13 protein-coding genes are annotated in these 16,441 nt (G+C 70.8%); 8 read left to right on the top strand and 5 right to left on the bottom strand.

Annotated features, from left to right (window positions below; translation table 11 throughout):
- The first annotated feature begins 198 nt into the window (after positions 1-198).
- From AVL59_RS31265 to AVL59_RS31250, 4 genes are all read left to right on the top strand, one after another.
- Entirely contained in the window at positions 199-594 is a 396-nt protein-coding gene (locus AVL59_RS31265) for a GntR family transcriptional regulator (protein ID WP_067311186.1), read from the top strand.
- Positions 591-1,517, top strand: a complete 927-nt coding sequence (locus tag AVL59_RS31260; RefSeq protein ID WP_067311183.1) for an ABC transporter ATP-binding protein — start codon at positions 591-593, stop codon at positions 1,515-1,517. The genes AVL59_RS31265 and AVL59_RS31260 overlap by 4 nt, the downstream gene beginning before the upstream one ends.
- Positions 1,514-2,542 carry an ABC transporter gene (locus AVL59_RS31255; protein ID WP_067311180.1) on the top strand — a complete coding sequence of 343 codons (1,029 nt, stop codon included), beginning with the start codon at positions 1,514-1,516 and terminating at the stop codon, positions 2,540-2,542. Before AVL59_RS31260 ends, AVL59_RS31255 begins: the two co-directional genes overlap by 4 nt.
- Positions 2,543-3,154: 612 nt before the next feature.
- On the top strand, positions 3,155-4,489 hold the full coding sequence (locus AVL59_RS31250; protein WP_099053153.1) for a glycosyltransferase 87 family protein: 1,335 nt from the start codon (positions 3,155-3,157) through the stop codon (positions 4,487-4,489).
- Positions 4,490-4,799: 310 nt separating this feature from the next.
- On the opposite strand, the gene AVL59_RS31245 is transcribed toward AVL59_RS31250, so the two are convergent.
- The 4 genes from AVL59_RS31245 to AVL59_RS31230 form a co-directional block, all read right to left on the bottom strand.
- Complete coding sequence (locus AVL59_RS31245; RefSeq protein WP_067311177.1) at positions 4,800-5,717, bottom strand: NADP-dependent oxidoreductase; 918 nt, start codon at positions 5,715-5,717, stop codon at positions 4,800-4,802.
- A gap of 206 nt (positions 5,718-5,923) precedes the next feature.
- On the bottom strand, positions 5,924-6,658 hold the full coding sequence (locus AVL59_RS31240) for a response regulator transcription factor (protein WP_067311175.1): 735 nt from the start codon (positions 6,656-6,658) through the stop codon (positions 5,924-5,926).
- A gap of 403 nt (positions 6,659-7,061) precedes the next feature.
- A complete protein-coding gene (locus tag AVL59_RS31235) occupies positions 7,062-8,552 on the bottom strand; it encodes a sensor histidine kinase (protein WP_067311172.1) in 1,491 nt (496 codons plus the stop codon).
- A complete protein-coding gene (locus tag AVL59_RS31230; RefSeq protein WP_067311170.1) occupies positions 8,549-9,307 on the bottom strand; it encodes a response regulator transcription factor in 759 nt (252 codons plus the stop codon). The genes AVL59_RS31235 and AVL59_RS31230 overlap by 4 nt, the downstream gene beginning before the upstream one ends.
- Before the next feature lie 501 nt (positions 9,308-9,808).
- On the opposite strand from AVL59_RS31230, the gene AVL59_RS31225 reads away from it, so the two are divergent.
- The 4 genes from AVL59_RS31225 to AVL59_RS31210 all read left to right on the top strand — a co-directional run bounded on the left by AVL59_RS31225 (position 9,809) and on the right by AVL59_RS31210 (position 15,800).
- A complete protein-coding gene (locus tag AVL59_RS31225) occupies positions 9,809-11,395 on the top strand; it encodes an IucA/IucC family protein (RefSeq protein WP_067311167.1) in 1,587 nt (528 codons plus the stop codon).
- A 68-nt stretch (positions 11,396-11,463) separates the two neighbouring features.
- The gene (locus tag AVL59_RS31220; RefSeq protein WP_067317987.1) at positions 11,464-13,158 is read left to right on the top strand and encodes an IucA/IucC family protein; all 1,695 of its coding nucleotides are present in this window, start codon (positions 11,464-11,466) and stop codon (positions 13,156-13,158) included.
- A complete protein-coding gene (locus AVL59_RS31215; protein ID WP_067311164.1) occupies positions 13,155-14,351 on the top strand; it encodes a type III PLP-dependent enzyme in 1,197 nt (398 codons plus the stop codon). Before AVL59_RS31220 ends, AVL59_RS31215 begins: the two co-directional genes overlap by 4 nt.
- A gap of 12 nt (positions 14,352-14,363) precedes the next feature.
- Complete coding sequence (locus tag AVL59_RS31210) at positions 14,364-15,800, top strand: MFS transporter (RefSeq protein WP_237281742.1); 1,437 nt, start codon at positions 14,364-14,366, stop codon at positions 15,798-15,800.
- Between the two features lie 90 nt (positions 15,801-15,890).
- On the opposite strand, the gene AVL59_RS31205 is transcribed toward AVL59_RS31210, so the two are convergent.
- Positions 15,891-16,208: a type 2 periplasmic-binding domain-containing protein gene (locus tag AVL59_RS31205; RefSeq protein ID WP_067311158.1), complete on the bottom strand. Its 318-nt coding sequence runs from the start codon at positions 16,206-16,208 to the stop codon at positions 15,891-15,893.
- Between the last annotated feature and the right edge of the window lie 233 nt (positions 16,209-16,441).

Genomic DNA, 16,441 nt, shown 5'->3' with positions numbered 1-16,441 from the left:
GCGAAGTCGCATGCCGCCGGGGCGGCACTCCTGGCAGGACGACACCAGCAAGTCGGGCGCGCAGCACCCCTGCGGGCACGCTGACGGCCGTCGGCGGACATGCCATCAGGAGCCCCGCGGTCAGCGCTCCTCCTTGACAGCTGCACCTGCTTCGGTCCACCCTTTCACTACTTAATTAGTGAAAGGGCGTTGGCCGGGATGATCGAGTATCGAATCGACCGGCGCAGCGGGGTTGCCACCTACGTACAGATCGTCCAGCAGACCAAGCAGGCTCTGCGCCTGGGGCTGTTGGAGCCGGGTGACAAGCTTCCCGCGGCCCGAGAGGTCGTGGAGGCCACGGCGGTCAACCCGAACACGGTGCTCAAGGCGTACCGGGAGCTGGAGCGGGAGGGGTTGGTGGAGGCGCGCCGGGGGCTCGGCACATTCGTGCGCAAGTCCCTCGGCGCCGCACCCGGCGACTCTCCGCTGAGAGCCGAACTCGCCGAGTGGGCGATGCGAGCCCGGGCGGCCGGCCTGGAGCGGGACGACGTGGCGGCGCTCTTCGCTCTCGTGCTGGACGAGCACTTCGAGCCCACTGGAAGGGAACAGGGATGACGAGGACTGCCATCGAGGCGGCCGGGCTGGGCAAGTTGTTCCGGCGGCGCGGTGGTTGGGCGCTGCGTGACTGCGCGTTCCGGCTGCCCGCCGGACGCGTCTGCGCGCTCGTGGGTCCCAACGGTGCGGGCAAGTCGACGCTGCTCGCCCTGGCGGCGGGGCTGATCGCCCCCAGCGAGGGCTCGATCACGGTGCTCGGCGGGCACCCGGCCCACGCCCGGCCGAGCATCGGTTACGTTGCTCAGGACAAGCCGCTGTATCCGCAGCTCACCGTCGCCGAGACGCTCCGCATGGGCGCGGACCTCAATCCCGGCCGCTGGGACGCGGCCACCGCGGAGCGGGTCGTGGCCGGCGGAGACCTGGACCACGGAGCCCGGATCCGCTCGCTCTCCGGCGGCCAGCGCACCCGCGTGGCGCTCGCCCTCGCCCTGGCCAAGCGGCCCGAACTGCTGCTGCTGGACGAGCCGATGGCCGCCCTCGACCCGCTGGCCCGGCACGAGCTGATGGGCACCCTCATGGCCACAGCCGCCCAGTACGGCACCACGATCGTGATGTCCTCGCACGTGATCGCGGAGCTGGAGGACTCCTGCGACCACCTGCTGCTGATCGGCGACGGCCGTGTCCGCCTGGCGGGTGACATCGACGGCCTGCTGGCCGCCCACACCCGGATCACCCGCCCCGCACGTGAGACCACCACCGGCGCCCTCCGCGACCTGGACCCGAACACCGTGGTGGAGTCCCGTACGACCGGCCGCCAGCTCACCGCCCTCATCCGCCCCGCGGGCCCCCTGCCCGGCGACTGGCAGACCAGAGAGCCGTCCCTGGAGGAACTGGTTCTCGCCCATCTGCGCAGCCCGGCAGCGCCGCCACTGACCCTCGACCCCATACCCGCCCCCGCCATGTCCCAGGAGACGACCGCATGACCGCCCCTGCCTCCACCGTCCCCGCGGCCACTCGGCGTCCTTTCGCCGCGCCCCGCCAGACCCGGTGGCTGCTGCGGCTGCACCGCCCGGCGCTGTGCGTCTGGGCAGGGCTGGTCATCGTGCTCTCGGCCGCGCTGCTGTGGTTGTGGGGCCCGCTCACCGACGCCGCCGCGGCGGCATGGCAGCACTACGACGCCTGCGGCATGGCGGCGAAGTGCGACTACGACCAGCCCGCGATCCTGCGCTACAAGGACGTCTATCAGTACGCCACGATCGCTGTCCTCGCCGTCCCCTTCCTCGTCGCCGCGTGGGCCGGCGCCACCCTGACCAGCAGGGAGTTGGAGACGGGCACCGCCCAACTGACCTGGACCCAGTCGGTGTCCCCGGCCCGCTGGCTCGCCGCCAGGCTCGCCGCCCCGGCCGCCCTCGTCGCCACCGGCACCGGTCTGCTGGTCGGGCTGCATCACCTCGCCCTGTCCGCCGGGCAGGGCCGCATCGACACCGCCAAGGTCTGGTACGACCCCCCGACCTTCTACGCGGGCGCACCCGTCACCGTCGCCCTGGCCCTGGCAGGCCTCGCCGTCGGCGCCCTGGCCGGCCTCGTCTGGTGCCGCTCCCTGCCCGCCCTCATCACCTCCGTCGTCGCCACAGCGGGCGTGTTCGGCATCATCCACCTGGCACTGCCCCACCTGTGGCCCAGCGTGACCAGTGTCAGCAGCCTGACGCTCTCCGTCCCGGCGGGCCGAGGGGTGACGGTCGACGAGGGCGTCCTCACCTCCACAGGCGCCCGGCTGCCCAACCCCCACTGCGGCAGCAGCACCTGGGCGCCGTGCCGCGCCGCGTACGACAAGCTCGACGCCGTCAGCTACTACCAGGACTACCACCCCCTCTCCCACTACTGGCCACTCCAGCTCACCGGGACCGGCCTCGCCCTCGTCATCGTCGCCCTGCTGGCCCTCGCCGCGTTCCGCATTCTGAAGCGCCGTACCGGCGGGAGCCCGCCCCGCGTGAAGACGTCCACATGACCGCCGGTCCTCGCCGTCGGTAGCCGCCCCGGCGAACCGGCGGCCGGCACGAGGTCTCCGACCGGCGGCGAACGGCCCGTCTCCCGCCACCCGACCCCGCGATCACACATCCCCGCGGCTCGTGTGCAGCGGCACGGAGCACTTCGGGATCCCGCACGGCATGCGCGGCCCTGCGGCCGACGCCGCGGGGACGACGGCTCGATCCCGGCGGACACCAGCGGCGACCTCATCGTCGCCGCCTCACGGAGCACCCGGCGCGCCGACACGTACTCGGGTTCGTCGGCCTCGAACGCGGCGACGGGTTCGCGGACTTGAACGACGACGATCCCGAAGCACCACAGCAGGAGCCGTGCGTGCGGTCGGAGGCCCGCACCGCACCGGACCGCGCATCGCCGTCACCGGCCGGGCCGCCGAAGGCCGGCGCCCCGGGACGTCCCCGACGCCGGGCGGCCCTGCCTCGCCGCAGTCCCGTTAACGATCCTCATGTCCTCTTCGAGGGGTTGATATCTGATGTCACAAGCTGTTCGAAAACAGGAGCCGGAGGCTTGTTCCGCAGGCAAGTCCTCTCGCGGCAGGCGACGTTGGGACTGGCCCGTACTGGTGGTGTGCGCGATGTCGGCGCTCGTGGTGGGGCTGCTCTCTTCGGCCGGCACATCGCAGCATGCGTGGGGCCTGTTCGCCGCAGCGGGGTACGCCTGCGCCGCCCTGGTCGCAGCGAGGTCGTCCACGCCGTGGGCCCGTACCCCCGCCGTGATCGCGGTCATCGGCGCGGCTGCCCTGCCGCTGCTGTATCTGACGGTGATCGGCAGGGCGCAGATGGAGGTCGGCGTCGTGGAACGGGCGGCCGGGCTGCTGTTCTCCTCCGGAAGCCCGTACAACCCCACTCCGCATGCCGTACGGGACTTCAATCCCTACCTTCCCGGTATGGCGCTCTTCGGGATACCGCACATGGTGTTCGGCGACACCCCGTTCACCAGCGCGCGCTTGTGGTTCCTTGTCGGCTTCCTCGCAGCCGTAGCCGGCGCCGTGCGGGTCTTGACCAGGGGCCTGGACATCGGTACCGGTCCGGACGGCACCGCGCACGGCGCCACCGGGCGGACGGGCGCCCTGTGGCTGATCGCCTGCCCCGTCGTCGCGCTGCCGCTCACCATCGGTGGCGTGGACCCGCCGGTCATCGGATTGATCTGTCTGGCCCTGGCGTTCACGCACCGGGGGCATGCCGGACGCGCGGGCCTGGCTGTGGGGGCGGCGGCCGCCCTGAAGTGGACCGCCTGGCCGGCCATCCCGGTGATCGTCGCCGTGCTCGTGGTGTGCGGCGGAAGGCGTGCCGCGGTCAAGTGCGCGGCAGCGTCCATGGGAGCCGCCCTGCTCACCATCCTGCCCGTGGCCCTGGTGGACACCGGTGCGTTCTACCGGAACGTCGTTCTCTATCCGCTGGGTCTCGGTCCCACGGCGTCCTCCGCTCAGAGCCCCTTGCTCGGGCACCTGATCGTTTCGCTGGTTCCCGACGGCAAGGCCGTCACGCTGGCGCTCATCGCGCTGAGCGCCCTGGGCGTAGCGGTATCGCTGCTGGTCCGCCCGCCACACAGCACCATTGCCGCCGCCGACCGACTGGCCCTGGGCCTGACCCTGGCGATAGCGCTCTCCCCGGCCACCCGCGTCGGCTACGCCATCTACCCCATCGTCCTGCTCGCCTGGCCCCGCTTCACCGCCGGTCTGTCGACGGACCACCCCGCCCCGCACCATCACGCGAGCGAACCGGCACACCAGCAACGGACCCTGGAATGCCGACTGTGTCCTGCCACCGCCACGGGCGCTCCCCGACCACGGCACCGGACCCTGGCCGGCCGGCATGTCCACCGCCCGCCCCACCGGCCGAGCCCACGCCACCGAAACACTCAGCCCCAGACCGCTGAAGACCTGCGAACACCGCCCGCCTCACCCTGATCGCCATGATCGGCTTGCCCACGGGGTCGCTCCCCGCCTGACGATCGCTCGAAGACGACCACGGCCGGATCCAGGCCAACTGCGACAGACACCTGTGCGACGCGTGCGAGGCCATCGTGCCGGTACGCGACGATTCCGCTCGGCGCGTTCGTGTGCGGGATGTCCTTGACTGCGCGTGTGCAGCACACGAACGCCCGGTGCAGATGGCGCAGTGCGGCGGCCCGCGTCGCGGCTGTAGTCATCTGGCTGACAATGGGGACACCGCGTTGATGGTGCGGGGGGGCTCGACGGTCGCCTCGGGCCGCCGGAACTACGGCCGGAGCACGATCTTGCCGTGGGTGTGCCGCCGTTCCAGCTCGCGGAACGCCTCCCGCACCTGCTCCAGCGGGTAGGCGCGGGCGATCGGCACCTCCAGCTCCCCGCGCGCGGCGAGCCGGGCGAGCTCGCCGAGCACGACCGCGCACGCCGCCGCGCCTTCTCCGTAGGTCCGCGCACCGACCTTGGCCGCGGCCTGCCAATCGCTGATCGTGTTGATCCGCTCGGGCCGCACGCCCAACTCCACCGCCAGCTCCACGTAGCCGTCGCCGAACGTGTCGATGAACGCGTCGACGTTCCCGCCGGAAGCCTGCCGGATCCGCTCGGCCACGCCCTCCCCGTACTCGACCGGGACGACACCCCGCTCCTTCAGCCAGGCGTGGTTGCGCTCGCTCGCCAGCCCGATCACCGTGGCGCCACGCCGCCGCGCGAGTTGTACGGCGAGCGACCCGACGCCACCCGCCGCACCGGACACCACGACCGTGTCGGCCGGTCCGGGATCCACCGCGAACACGGTGGCGTATGCGGTCGTGCCGGCCACGTACAACGACCCGGCCACGTCCCAGGACAGCCCTTCCGGACGGGATACCACATTCACGTCGTCGACCACGACGAACTCCGCATGGCTCGCTCTGCGGTGGGTGAAGCCGATGACCTCGTCGCCCACCGCGAAGCCGCGCACCCGCGGGCCCACCTCCACCACGACGCCGGCCAGGTCGGAGCCCTGCCCGGAGGGGAACGTCGCCGGCCAGCGTTCGTGCAGCGCACCCGTCCGGATATGCGCCTCGCCCGGCTGGATCCCGGCCGCGCGGACCTCGACCAACACCTGCCCGGGACCGGGCACCGGCCGCTCCACCTCCTCGACCCGCAGCACATCGATCCCGCCGTACGCGTCGAACCGCACCGCCTTCATCGCGGTACCACCACACTTCCTCGCTCGGACAAGCCCTGGACCGCCACGACCCGGTCGGACGCACACAGACCGGGCCGGCGCATTCAACGGCCCGGAAACGGAGCCGTATTCCCGGGCGAGCCGCCGCACCAGGGGGATCGCGAACGCGAGGACGGTGACCGCGCCGAGGACGGCTGATCCCCTGGCCCGGGTGACGTCACCGCCTCTCAGGTGCGCGGGCTGTCGTCGGGGACGGCGAGCCGGAAGCCGATGCCGCGGACGGTGGCGATCCAGGCCGGGTCGCCCAGCTTGCGGCGCAGTGCCGACACGTGCACGTCGAGTGTGCGGGTGGGGCCGAAGTAGTTGGGGTCCCACACCGTGTCGAGGATCTGCTGGCGGGAGTGCACGGCGCCGGGATCGCTGGCCAGTTGGGCGAGGAGATCGAATTCCTTCGGAGTGAGGGTGAGCGGGCGGCCGTCGATGGTGACGCCCCTGGTGCGCCGGTTGATGGTCAGCGGGCCGAGGCTCTGGACGCCGCGCTCCTCCGGAAGTTGCGTGCGCTGCAAGGGAAGTCCGGCTGCCGCGGCGGTGCGCAGCGGGACGTGTCTCTCGGGGTGGGTGCGACGGGTGACGGCTCGGATCCTGGCGACCAACTCGCGTACCCCGAAAGGCTTGGAGAGGTAGTCGTCCGCTCCGACCTCCAGGCCGACGACGCGGTCGGTCTCCTCACTTCGTGCGGTGATCATGATGATGGGGACGGCGGAGCGGGCGCGCAGGGCCCGGCAGACATCGATGCCGTCCATGTCGGGCAGTCCGAGGTCCAGAAGGATGAGGTCGGCGGTGGAGGCCGACAGAGCGGAGGTCCCGGATTTGACGTGGTCGACGGCGAAGCCGTAGCGGTTCAGCCCTTCCATGACGGGGCCGGCGATCCGGTCGTCGTCTTCGACGAGCAGGAGCCGCATGGTTTCCGCGGGTGGCTCGGCCGGGACGACCCGTTCGGCCCCTGCGGTGTACGAGGGATCGCTATTCGTCGGCATCGCTGTGTCCGTGATCGTCGGGGTTGTGTCCGCCGCCGGCGTCGCGGCGTGCGTGGGTGGGAACGGTGCTGCTCGGGCGACTGAGTGTTGCACTGTGGGGACGACCCTACGGGTGAGAAGGGCAGCTCGGGGCCAGAAGCCCTCCGATGCCGTATGAGCGGGTGGCCAATACTTCGACATGGGTGGGGAAGGGCCGGGAACGCCAAGGACTGTAGGAGGAGGTACTGCAGCGCAATGTCAGTGAACGGGTAGCGGGCGGCCAAGAATCAGCCAACGTCTCGCAGCACCGTGTTGCCCGGACACTCGCGATCGCCGTCGGGATGCTGTCTCACTGCTGCCAGTCGGACACGGCATACGGGCGCTCGGTCGGGACGGGCGGCACCGCGCCCTGCCTTGCTCGCATCGTCGGCCGGGGACGTCGGGGATGGGCGGCGCGGTGCGTGTCGGCGGTCCTGAGGCGGACCACGGCATCGAGTCCCCCGCCGGGTGCGGCTCGCAAGGTCACCTCGCCGCCCGAGGCACGGGCCAGCTGCCGCACGATGGGCAGGCCGAGGCCGGTGCCTTCGTGGTCGGCGTCGTTCGCCCGCCAGAAGCGGTCGAAGGCGCGTCGCCGCTGGTCCTCCGTCATGCCCGGGCCCTGGTCGATCACGTGCAGTTCCACGGTTCCGGGCACGCCGCTCGCCCAGGCTGTGGCCAAGGTGATCGTGGTGTCGGGCGGTGAGACCCGCAGCGCGTTGGAGAGCAGGTTGTCGATGATCTGGTCCAGGGCGCCGGGGATGGTCCACACCCGGCCGATCCTCGGCCCTGCGACGACGATGTCCACGTAGTGTTCGCCGGCGAAGGCGGTCCACACGGCGGCGCGGTCGGCGACGAAGGAGTCGAGGTCGGTGGCCTCCGCGGTGGTCGCCGCGTTCTCCAGCCGGGCCAGGGCGAGCAGACCGTGCACCATGCGGCTGAGCCGCTCCACCTCGCCGACCGCCTCGTCGAGGCTGGGCTGTGCCCGTGGATCGAGGTAGGGCTCGAAGTTCTCCAGCCGCAGTCGCAGTGCGGTCAGCGGGGTCTTCAGCTGGTGGGACGCTTCCGACGCGAAGGCGTGCTGGGCTTTCAGCAGGTGCTGCAGCCGAGTCGCGGTGCGGACGAAGCTGGAGGCCAGGCGCCGCAACTCGGGGGGCCCGAGGTCGGTGGCGGGCAGGTCCTTCAGGGTGCCGTCGGCGAGCTGCGTCGTGGCGTGTTCCAGCGCCCGCACCGGGCCGGTGATCCAGCGAGCCAGCGCGAGAGCTATCAGCGCGACGGCCGCCAGCACCCCGAGTCCCACGGCTGCCAATGCCAACCAGGCGTCATGAACCTTGGACGTCACCGCGGTGAGGGGAAAGGACGCCCGTACGACGCAGCGGACCGTGCTGCCCGAGGCGCCCGGCACGGTGGCGAGGAAGACGTCTTCACCCAGGGCCGGGTCCTGACGGGTTCTGGACCTGGACCCGTTGGCCAGAGCGGTTGCGATGTCCGGTTGCGCGGACAGGTCCGTACCGGTGGCCATGTCGTTGCGTGAGTCGGTGAGCAGTCTTCCTTTGTCGTCCACGACGATGACATGGCTGCCGGTGCGCCGGGCAAAGCTCGCCACCACTTCGGGGACGTCGGCGGCGACCCGCCGTTCGACCTTCTCCTCCAGCACCTCCGCGAGCATGCCCGCGGCCTGCTGCCCGTTGCCGGTGAACCGGGACATCTCCCCGCGGGCATAGACGTAACCGAACGGCACTTCCAGGCACAGCAGCACCAGCAGGGTGAGGCTGAGATAGCTGAGCAGCAGGCGGCGGGTCACCGGTCACCGCCTTCGGTGCTCTCTTCCCCGTGCCTGGTGGGTGCGGCGTCGGCGGGTGGCGTGAGCCGGAATCCCACGCTGCGGATGTTGTCGATCCAGGCGGGATCACCGAGTTTGCGACGCAGGGCGGCGACATGGACGTCCAGGGTCTTGGTGGGGCCGAAGTAGTTCGGTTCCCACACGGCGTCCAGGATCTGCTGTCGTGTGCGGACGGCGCCGGGGTCGTCGGCGAGGTAGGCGAGCAGGTCGAACTCCTTGGGGGCGAGGCCGACGGGGGTCTGGTGCAGGTGGACCTGGCGGCCCCGCCGGTCGATGACCAGCGGGCCGATCTGCTGCGGGTGGGCCACCGGGCCGGGCCGGTCGACTCCCGGAACGGGCATGGCCGAGGCCGGCTCGGCCGCAGCGGGTCCGGCACGACGGAAGACGGCCCGGATCCGTGCGACCAGTTCCCGGACTCCGAACGGTTTGGACAGGTAGTCGTCGGCCCCCAGCTCCAACCCGAGAACGCGGTCTACCTCGTCGTTTCTCGCGCTGATCATGATGATGGGCACCTGGGAGCGCAGTCGGAGCGTCCGGCAGACATCGATGCCGTCCATGTCGGGCAACCCCAGATCCAACAGCACCATCTCCGCTTCCCCCGCGGCGAGTCCGGCAGCACCCGTACGGGCGTGCTCGACGGTGAACCCGAAACGGCTCAAGCCCTCCATCAGCGGGCCGGCGACCCGGTTGTCGTCCTCGATCAGTAAGACACGCATGTCGACAGACTCACAAACCGGTGGTGCCCTGCGCCGGGAAAACGGCTGAATGTCGCGCGGATTACCTTCGACGAAAGTGAACAATCGTCTTCCTTTACTGCCGCCCGCCTGCCACTGACCCTACGGGGGCCGAGACAGCGCAACGTCAGCGAAATGACAGCGTCAGGCAAGCAGTCCGTCAAGAAGGTGCTGCGCAGGCTCTCGTCATCCAGCATTCGCTTGCCGTACCAGCGGCAGCCGGCCCGGTCGCTGCACTTGCCGAGCCCGTTCGCACGGGACATGCAGTCAATTGTCCGACGACAGTTCCATTTTTCGGAGCGGCGGAGCGGACAGAATGCTGGATCGATTCTGATGCCGGCCTTCCTTTTCTCTGGCGATCGGTTAACTAACGATCCCGTAACGTCGACGGCGGCTGATCGCGGACGGCGCTCGCATTAGCGCTTTCTCTTCGCCTTCGCAGCCTTCCCCCCCCCGCTTGCCTATGCCACGGGACGGTGACACATGCCGTACAGCAGCACGATCGACGAACTGCGCCACGTACGACCCGATCTGGTCGAGCCCTTCATGGCCGCGCTCCCCGGTGCGCGTGCCACGGTGCTCGGTCGGCTCTGGGGCGCATGCGCCCGCGAACCCCTTCCGGGTATCGCCGACCGCGACCACGACGCCGGCACCCTCGTCGTCCGCCTCACGGGCGGTGGGCGGCTTGCGGGCTCTGCCTCCGTGGCCGAACGATTCGCCCCGATCCCCGCCGACTTCACCGTGCAGGGCCCCGCCGGCCCGATCGCCGAGCCGACCCGGCTCCTTGCCGTCCTCGGAGCCGACACGGAGACCGCATCACGTCTGGCCGCCGAGCTCGACAACAGCGTCGCCAACCTGGCCCTGGCCCGCGCGGCGAACCCCGTGCCGCAGGAGGTGCGGGACTCGGCCGACGCCGAACAGGCCGTGGTCGACGGTCACCCGCAGCACCCCTGCTGCCGTACCCGCACCGGACTGTCCGTCGCCGAGGTGCTCGCTTACGCGCCCGAGCACCACTCCGTCGTCGAGCTGGGGCTCGTCGCCGTTCCGGCCGATCGCTGGCAGGCCACCGGTGACTGGCCGCAAGAGCTGTGCGACGGCGACACCGTCCTGATGCCGGTCCACCCCTGGCAGCGCGACCACGTCCTCGCGCACCACCCCGACCTGGCGGTGGCAGACCGTACGATCGCGGCCCGCCCGCTGCTGTCGATGCGCACCGTGTCCCCCCTCGACGCCCTGCCCGGGTGCCACATCAAGACGGCGCTGGACGTACAGGTCACCAACTACCGGCGCACCATCTCCCCGGCCGAGGTGGCTGACGGAGCCCCACTGTCCGAGCTGGTCACCGCCGCCGTCGACAAGGCCGGCCACGGCGAGAGCCTGCGCATCCTGCGTGAAATCGCCGGCGGTGCCATCCGCGTGAACGGCACGCCCTCGGCGAGCCTGGCGGCGATGATCCGTGAGTCGAGCGAACGACACCTCGGCTCCGGAGAGATCGCCGTACCGCTCACCGCCGTCCACGCCACGAGGTCCCGCACGGTGAGCGGCGACCCGGTCACCTGGCTGGCGGAATTCGCCGGACTCGTGCTGCCGCCCGCGCTGACGCTGTTGTCCATGGGTGTGGCTCTGGAGGCCCACGGCCAGAACACGCTCGTCGCGCTGCGCGACGGACGTCCGGTGCGGGTGCTCTACCGCGACCTGGACGGCGTGCGCATCCACCCGGACCGGCTCGCCCTCCACGGCTTCTCGCTGCCACCGCTGGCCGGCACCCGTGCCGGGAACGACGAGACGGCGCTGCACACCAAGCTGTTCGGCGGCCTGCTCAGTGGCGTCTTCAGCGAACTGGTCGCCGTGCTGTCGCGCACACACGGTGCCGACCCCGAGGAGCTCTGGGCGGCGGTGGCCGCCGTCGGCCGCCGCGTCTACGCCGACCTTCCCGACGCGGCGGGTGACCGCGAGGTGTTCTTCGCCGACACGCTGCCGCTGAAGGCGACCATCGCGATGCGCCTGGCCGAAGAGTCCGGCGTCGCCCAGTGGGCTCCGGTCCCCAACCCTCTGGCCCGCCACCGCTGACCGTCCTCTTCCGGCTGCCGGGCCCGGCCTGCCGGCACATCTCCTCGCACCGACTGGAGTCCTTCCGTATGACCGTCCCCAGCACCACCGGCGCCGTCCTCGCCACCACCGACCGTCCCGGCGAGGTCGCCGACGCCGTCACCGCACACACCCTGCTCAACTGCCTGATCCGCGAGGTCTCCGCGCCGGAGCGCCAGGTCACCGTCGACCATGACCAGCTGCTGCTGTGGCTGCCTCGCCGCGACGTACTGCTCCGCGTCCCCCTGCGCCGTATCTCCCTGATCGGCGCCCATCGCTTCGACGGCCCGATCAAGCGGTACGACGGCGGGAACTGGTCTCCGATCGGCTGGCGAGAACTCGCCGGATACATCCAGGACGAGCTGGAGCTGCGTACCGGCGTGGCCAACGACGAGTTCCTGGCCCAGGTCACCGACAGCCGGAACACCATCCGTACCGTGCTGGAGCAGCGCGCCACGGCGGTCCTGCCGGAGGACCCGTATCTGGAGTCCGAGCAGTCCCTGGTCTTCGGTCACCGCTTCCACCCCTCACCCAAGTCGCGCACCGGCGACCCGCGGGACTGGGTGGACTACGGCCCGGAGACAGGTACCCGGTTCCCTCTGCGCCATCTCGCCGTCCACCGGCATCTGGTGCGCGAGGAAGGTGACCTGAGCAGGCTCGACGCCCTCCATCCGCAGGGGCGAAAGGATTTCGTGACCCTGCCGGTGCACCCGTGGCAGTACCGGCTGCTCGGCGACCATCCCGCCCTGCGCGGGGCCATGGCCGCGGGCTCGATCGTCGACACGGGCGTCAGGGGCCCGGACTTCGCCCCCACGGCCTCCGTGCGGACCCTCTACCAGACGGAAGCCGACACATTCCTGAAGTTCAGCCTCAACGTCCGCCTGACCAACTGCGTCCGCAAGAACGCCGCCTACGAGCTTTCCGGCGCCGTCACCCTCAACCAGCTCCTCCGCCCCGTCTTCGCCGACATCGGACAGGCGCATCCCGGAAGCTCGTTGCTCGCCGAGCCCGGATACCGCACCCTCGCCCTCGACGACGACCTCTCCCTTCTGGAGGGCTTCGGCGTCATCGTCCGTACCGGCCTGCGCGAACACCTGCGTCCGGGCGTGGCCCCGCTGCTCGCCGCCGCGATCGCCGACGAGCACCCCACCAGCCCGGCCCAGGTCTCCCGTCTGCTGGCGCGCGGTGACGGCGATGCGCTCGCCTGGTGGGACGCCTACCTCGGCCTGCTGCTGCCGCCCGTCCTGACCGCCTACTTCGAGCACGGCATCGTCCTCGAACCCCATCTTCAGAACGTGGTCGTCGGGGTCCGCGCCGACGGCACACCCGCCCAGATGATCTTCCGCGACCTGGAGGGCACCAAGCTCGTCCCCGAACACCACCGCCCGTTCCTCGCCGCCCTGCCCGAAGACGTGCGCACCCCGATGACGTACGACGCCGAACGCGGCTGGAACCGGGTGGCCTACTGCCTCCTGGTCAACCACGCTGCCGAAGTCCTCGCCGCCCTCGCCGACACCGACCCCGCCCTGGAACCCGCCCTGTGGGGCCTGGTCCGCGACCACCTCGACGCCTACTCCCGCGGCGCGGGCGAGCCGCCCCGAGTGCGCGCCCTGCTCTCGGGCGTCCCGCTGCCCGCCAAGGCCAACCTGCTGCTGCGCTGGTCCCGGCAGGCCGACCGGCACGCCGACTACGTTCCCCTGCCCAGCCCGCTGGGCGAGGGCTTCCCCCGCGAGGTGACCCGGTGAGGCAGCAACTCCTCCAGCACGTCACCGAACTGGACGCGGAAGACCTCCCCGCCTACGTCTACGACCTCCACGACCTGCGTGAGCACGCAGCAGCCATCCACGCCGCCCTCCCCGAGGGCGTCCAGCTCTTCTACGCCGCCAAGGCCAACTCCGACCCCCGGCTCCTGGAGGTCCTGCGCGACCACGTCGACGGCTTCGAGGTCGCCTCCGGCGGCGAACTGCACCACATCCAGGCCACCTGCCCCGGCGCGCCGATCGCCTTCGGCGGTCCCGGCAAGACACCCGCCGAACTCGAACAGGCCCTCCAGGCCGGAGTGGACCGCCTGCACATCGAGAGCGAACAAGAACTCCACCTGCTCACCGGCATGCCCGGCGAGCGCACCGTGGCCGTCCTGCTCCGGGTCAACCTCCCGATCGCCCTCGGCCCGGTGGCTCTCGCCATGGGCGGCCGGCCCAGCCCCTTCGGCCTGGACCCCGCCCACCTCGACCGCTGCCTCGCCCTCATCGCCGACGACCCCCGCATCCGCCTGCGCGGCATCCACGTCCACCTTGCCAGCGGCCTCGATGCCACCGCTCAACTCGACCTCGCCGGACGGGTCCTGACCTGGGCGAGTGAATGGGCGGACCAGAAGGGCGTGGAGCTGAGCGAGGTGAATCTGGGCGGTGGCATGGGGGTCGACTACGGATGCCCCGACCGGCGCTTCGACTGGGCGGCCTTCGGCGCCGGCCTGCACCGCCTGCTGGAGGGACACCCGCAGCTGACGCTGCGCATCGAACCGGGCCGCTCGGTGACCGTGTACTGCGGCTGGTACGTCACCGAGGTCCTCGACATCAAGCGCAGCGCCGGCCGCGCCTTCGCCGTCCTGCGCGGCGGTACGCATCACCTGCGCACGCCGGCCGCCAAACAGCACGATCAGCCGTTCGCCATCATCCCCGTCGACACCTGGGACCGGCCCTGGAAGCGCCCCCGAGCGCAGGACGAACCCGTCACTCTGGTCGGCCAGTTGTGCACGCCCAAGGACGTCCTCGCGCGTGGCGTGCAGGCAGAACGGCTGCGCGTCGGCGACAAGATCGCCTTCGGCCTGGCCGGGGCCTACGCCTGGAACATCTCCCACCACGCGTTCCTGATGCACCCCGCACCGCGGTTCCACCACCTCGACCACGCCCCCGTCCCCGCCGGACCCCAGTCGTAGAAGGTCATGAGCATGCACCGCCGTGTCCGCAGCAGCGAGAGCACGAAGACCCTCCGCGCCCGACTCGCCGCCCTCGACGTGGGCGGCCGGCACCGCAGGGTTCGCAGGGGCGGAAAGCGACGGGCCCCGAGCGAAGCGCTCGCCACGCTCAGGGCCCGCGACTTCCGCCGTTATCTGATCGGGCAGCTCGTCTCCAACACCGGCACCTGGATGCAACGCGCCGCCCAGGACCTGCTGGTCCTCCACCTCACCGGCAACAGCGGCAGCGCCGTCGGCGTCCTCACCGCCCTGCAGTTCCTGCCGCAGACACTCTTCGGTCTCTCCGGAGGCGTCTTCGCCGACCGCTTCACCAAACGCCGCCTGCTGATCGTCACGCAGTCCGCCATGGGAGTGCAGTCGCTGGTTCTCGGCGTCCTGACGGTGACCGGCGCGGTGAGCCTGTGGGCCGTGTACGTGCTGGCCTTCCTGCTGGGCACGGCCACGGCGCTGGACAACCCGGCCCGCAATGCCTTCGTGTCCGAACTCGTCGGCAGCCAGCGCCTGGCCAACGCCGTCAGCTTGAACTCCGCCCAGTTCAATGTCGCCCGCGCGATCGGTCCGGCCGCGGCCGGCCTGGCGGTCGCCGCCGCGGATACCGGACCGGTCTTCCTGATCAACGCGGCGTCGTACCTCGCCGTCCTCTACGGACTGATCGTGATCCGTGAGGACGAACTCCACGCGCCCAAGGAGAAGAACCGCGGAAACATCCGCTTGTCGGACGCGTTCCGAGTCATCCGTGGCACCCCCGAGCTGCTGCTGCCGATCACAGTCATCGCTTTCGTCGGCACCTTCGGTTTCAACTTCCAGGTCACCATCTCCCTGATCGCCATAACCGTCTTCAACTCAGGCTCCGCCGCCTACGGTTACCTGTCCGCCGCGTACGCCGTCGGCAGCCTCATCGGCGCGCTCAGGGGAGCCGGAAGACGAAGGCCTCCCACCGCCCGTCGCCTGGTCACCGCCACCGTTGTCTTCGGAACCCTGGAGGCCCTGGCCGGCCTCATGCCCGGCTACGGCACCTTTCTGCTCATACTCCTGCCCACCGGGCTCGCCTCCGTGACCGTGATGACCACCGCCAACGCCATGACCCAGCTGAACGCCGACCCGAGCATGCGCGGCCGCATCCTCTCCGTCTACCTCCTCGTCCTGCTCGGCGGCACCCCGGTCGGCGCCCCCTTGGTCGGCCTGGTCTCCGACTCCCTCGGCGCCCGTTTCAGTCTCATCCTCGGCGGCGCGATCTCCGCAGTGGCCGCCGTCGGCCTCTCGGCCGTGATCACCACACGCTCCCGCACCACCCAAGAGAGCACCCCGCTCACCGCGGTCGCATCACCGCCGCCGATAGGCATCGACGGCCGCTTCCACCCCGAATCCGCCGCACAGTGCGTCGCCTCTCGAACCCGGCGATCAGCGTGACCAGCCCTGCCCTGCCTGGATGAGCCGGTCCGACCCGACGTACCTACTCGCGCGCGATGTGGCTGAGCTGCTTCAGGGCCTCATCGCGGATCATCGAAGTCTTTGCGGTCGGCGACTGTGATCGGTGGAGGGCGACTCCGCCGAGGCGTGCAGCAGCAGGTCGCGCAGTGCCGCGGCGATGTCCGACGGCTCGGTGGGGGTGAGGACGACCTGGTCGGCGGTGGTCGAAGGGCCGGTGAGGGGGATGATGCGCAGGTCGGCTCCGCCGATGTGGAAGGCGGACAGGAGACGGTCGCAGAGACCGCTGTTGATCTGGTGGGGCCAGGTGAGCAGGCCGGTGGTGGACAGTTCGGACGCGCTCAGCTCGGCGTGCCCGGCGAGGGGGTGGGCCGCGGGTACGAGCGCCATGAACCTCTCGGTGGACAGCGCCCTCGTCGTTGACGGTGGGCTGCCCCCGGTGCCGCAAGCAGGTTGTGATGGCTGGGCAGGCAGGGATTTCCCCACGACCGGAAGCAGTGAAGAGCCCATGACGGTCAATGATGTTGACCGTGAGCACGATGCGCCGATGGCCACGGTGACGGTCGTCTACCACTCGGTGCACGGGCACACCCGGGTCCTGGCCGAGCACCTCGCCGACGGGG

This window comes from Streptomyces griseochromogenes (genome assembly GCF_001542625.1).
In the GTDB taxonomy this organism is placed as follows: domain Bacteria; phylum Actinomycetota; class Actinomycetes; order Streptomycetales; family Streptomycetaceae; genus Streptomyces; species Streptomyces griseochromogenes.
This window is presented reverse-complemented; position numbering and strand designations above follow the sequence as displayed.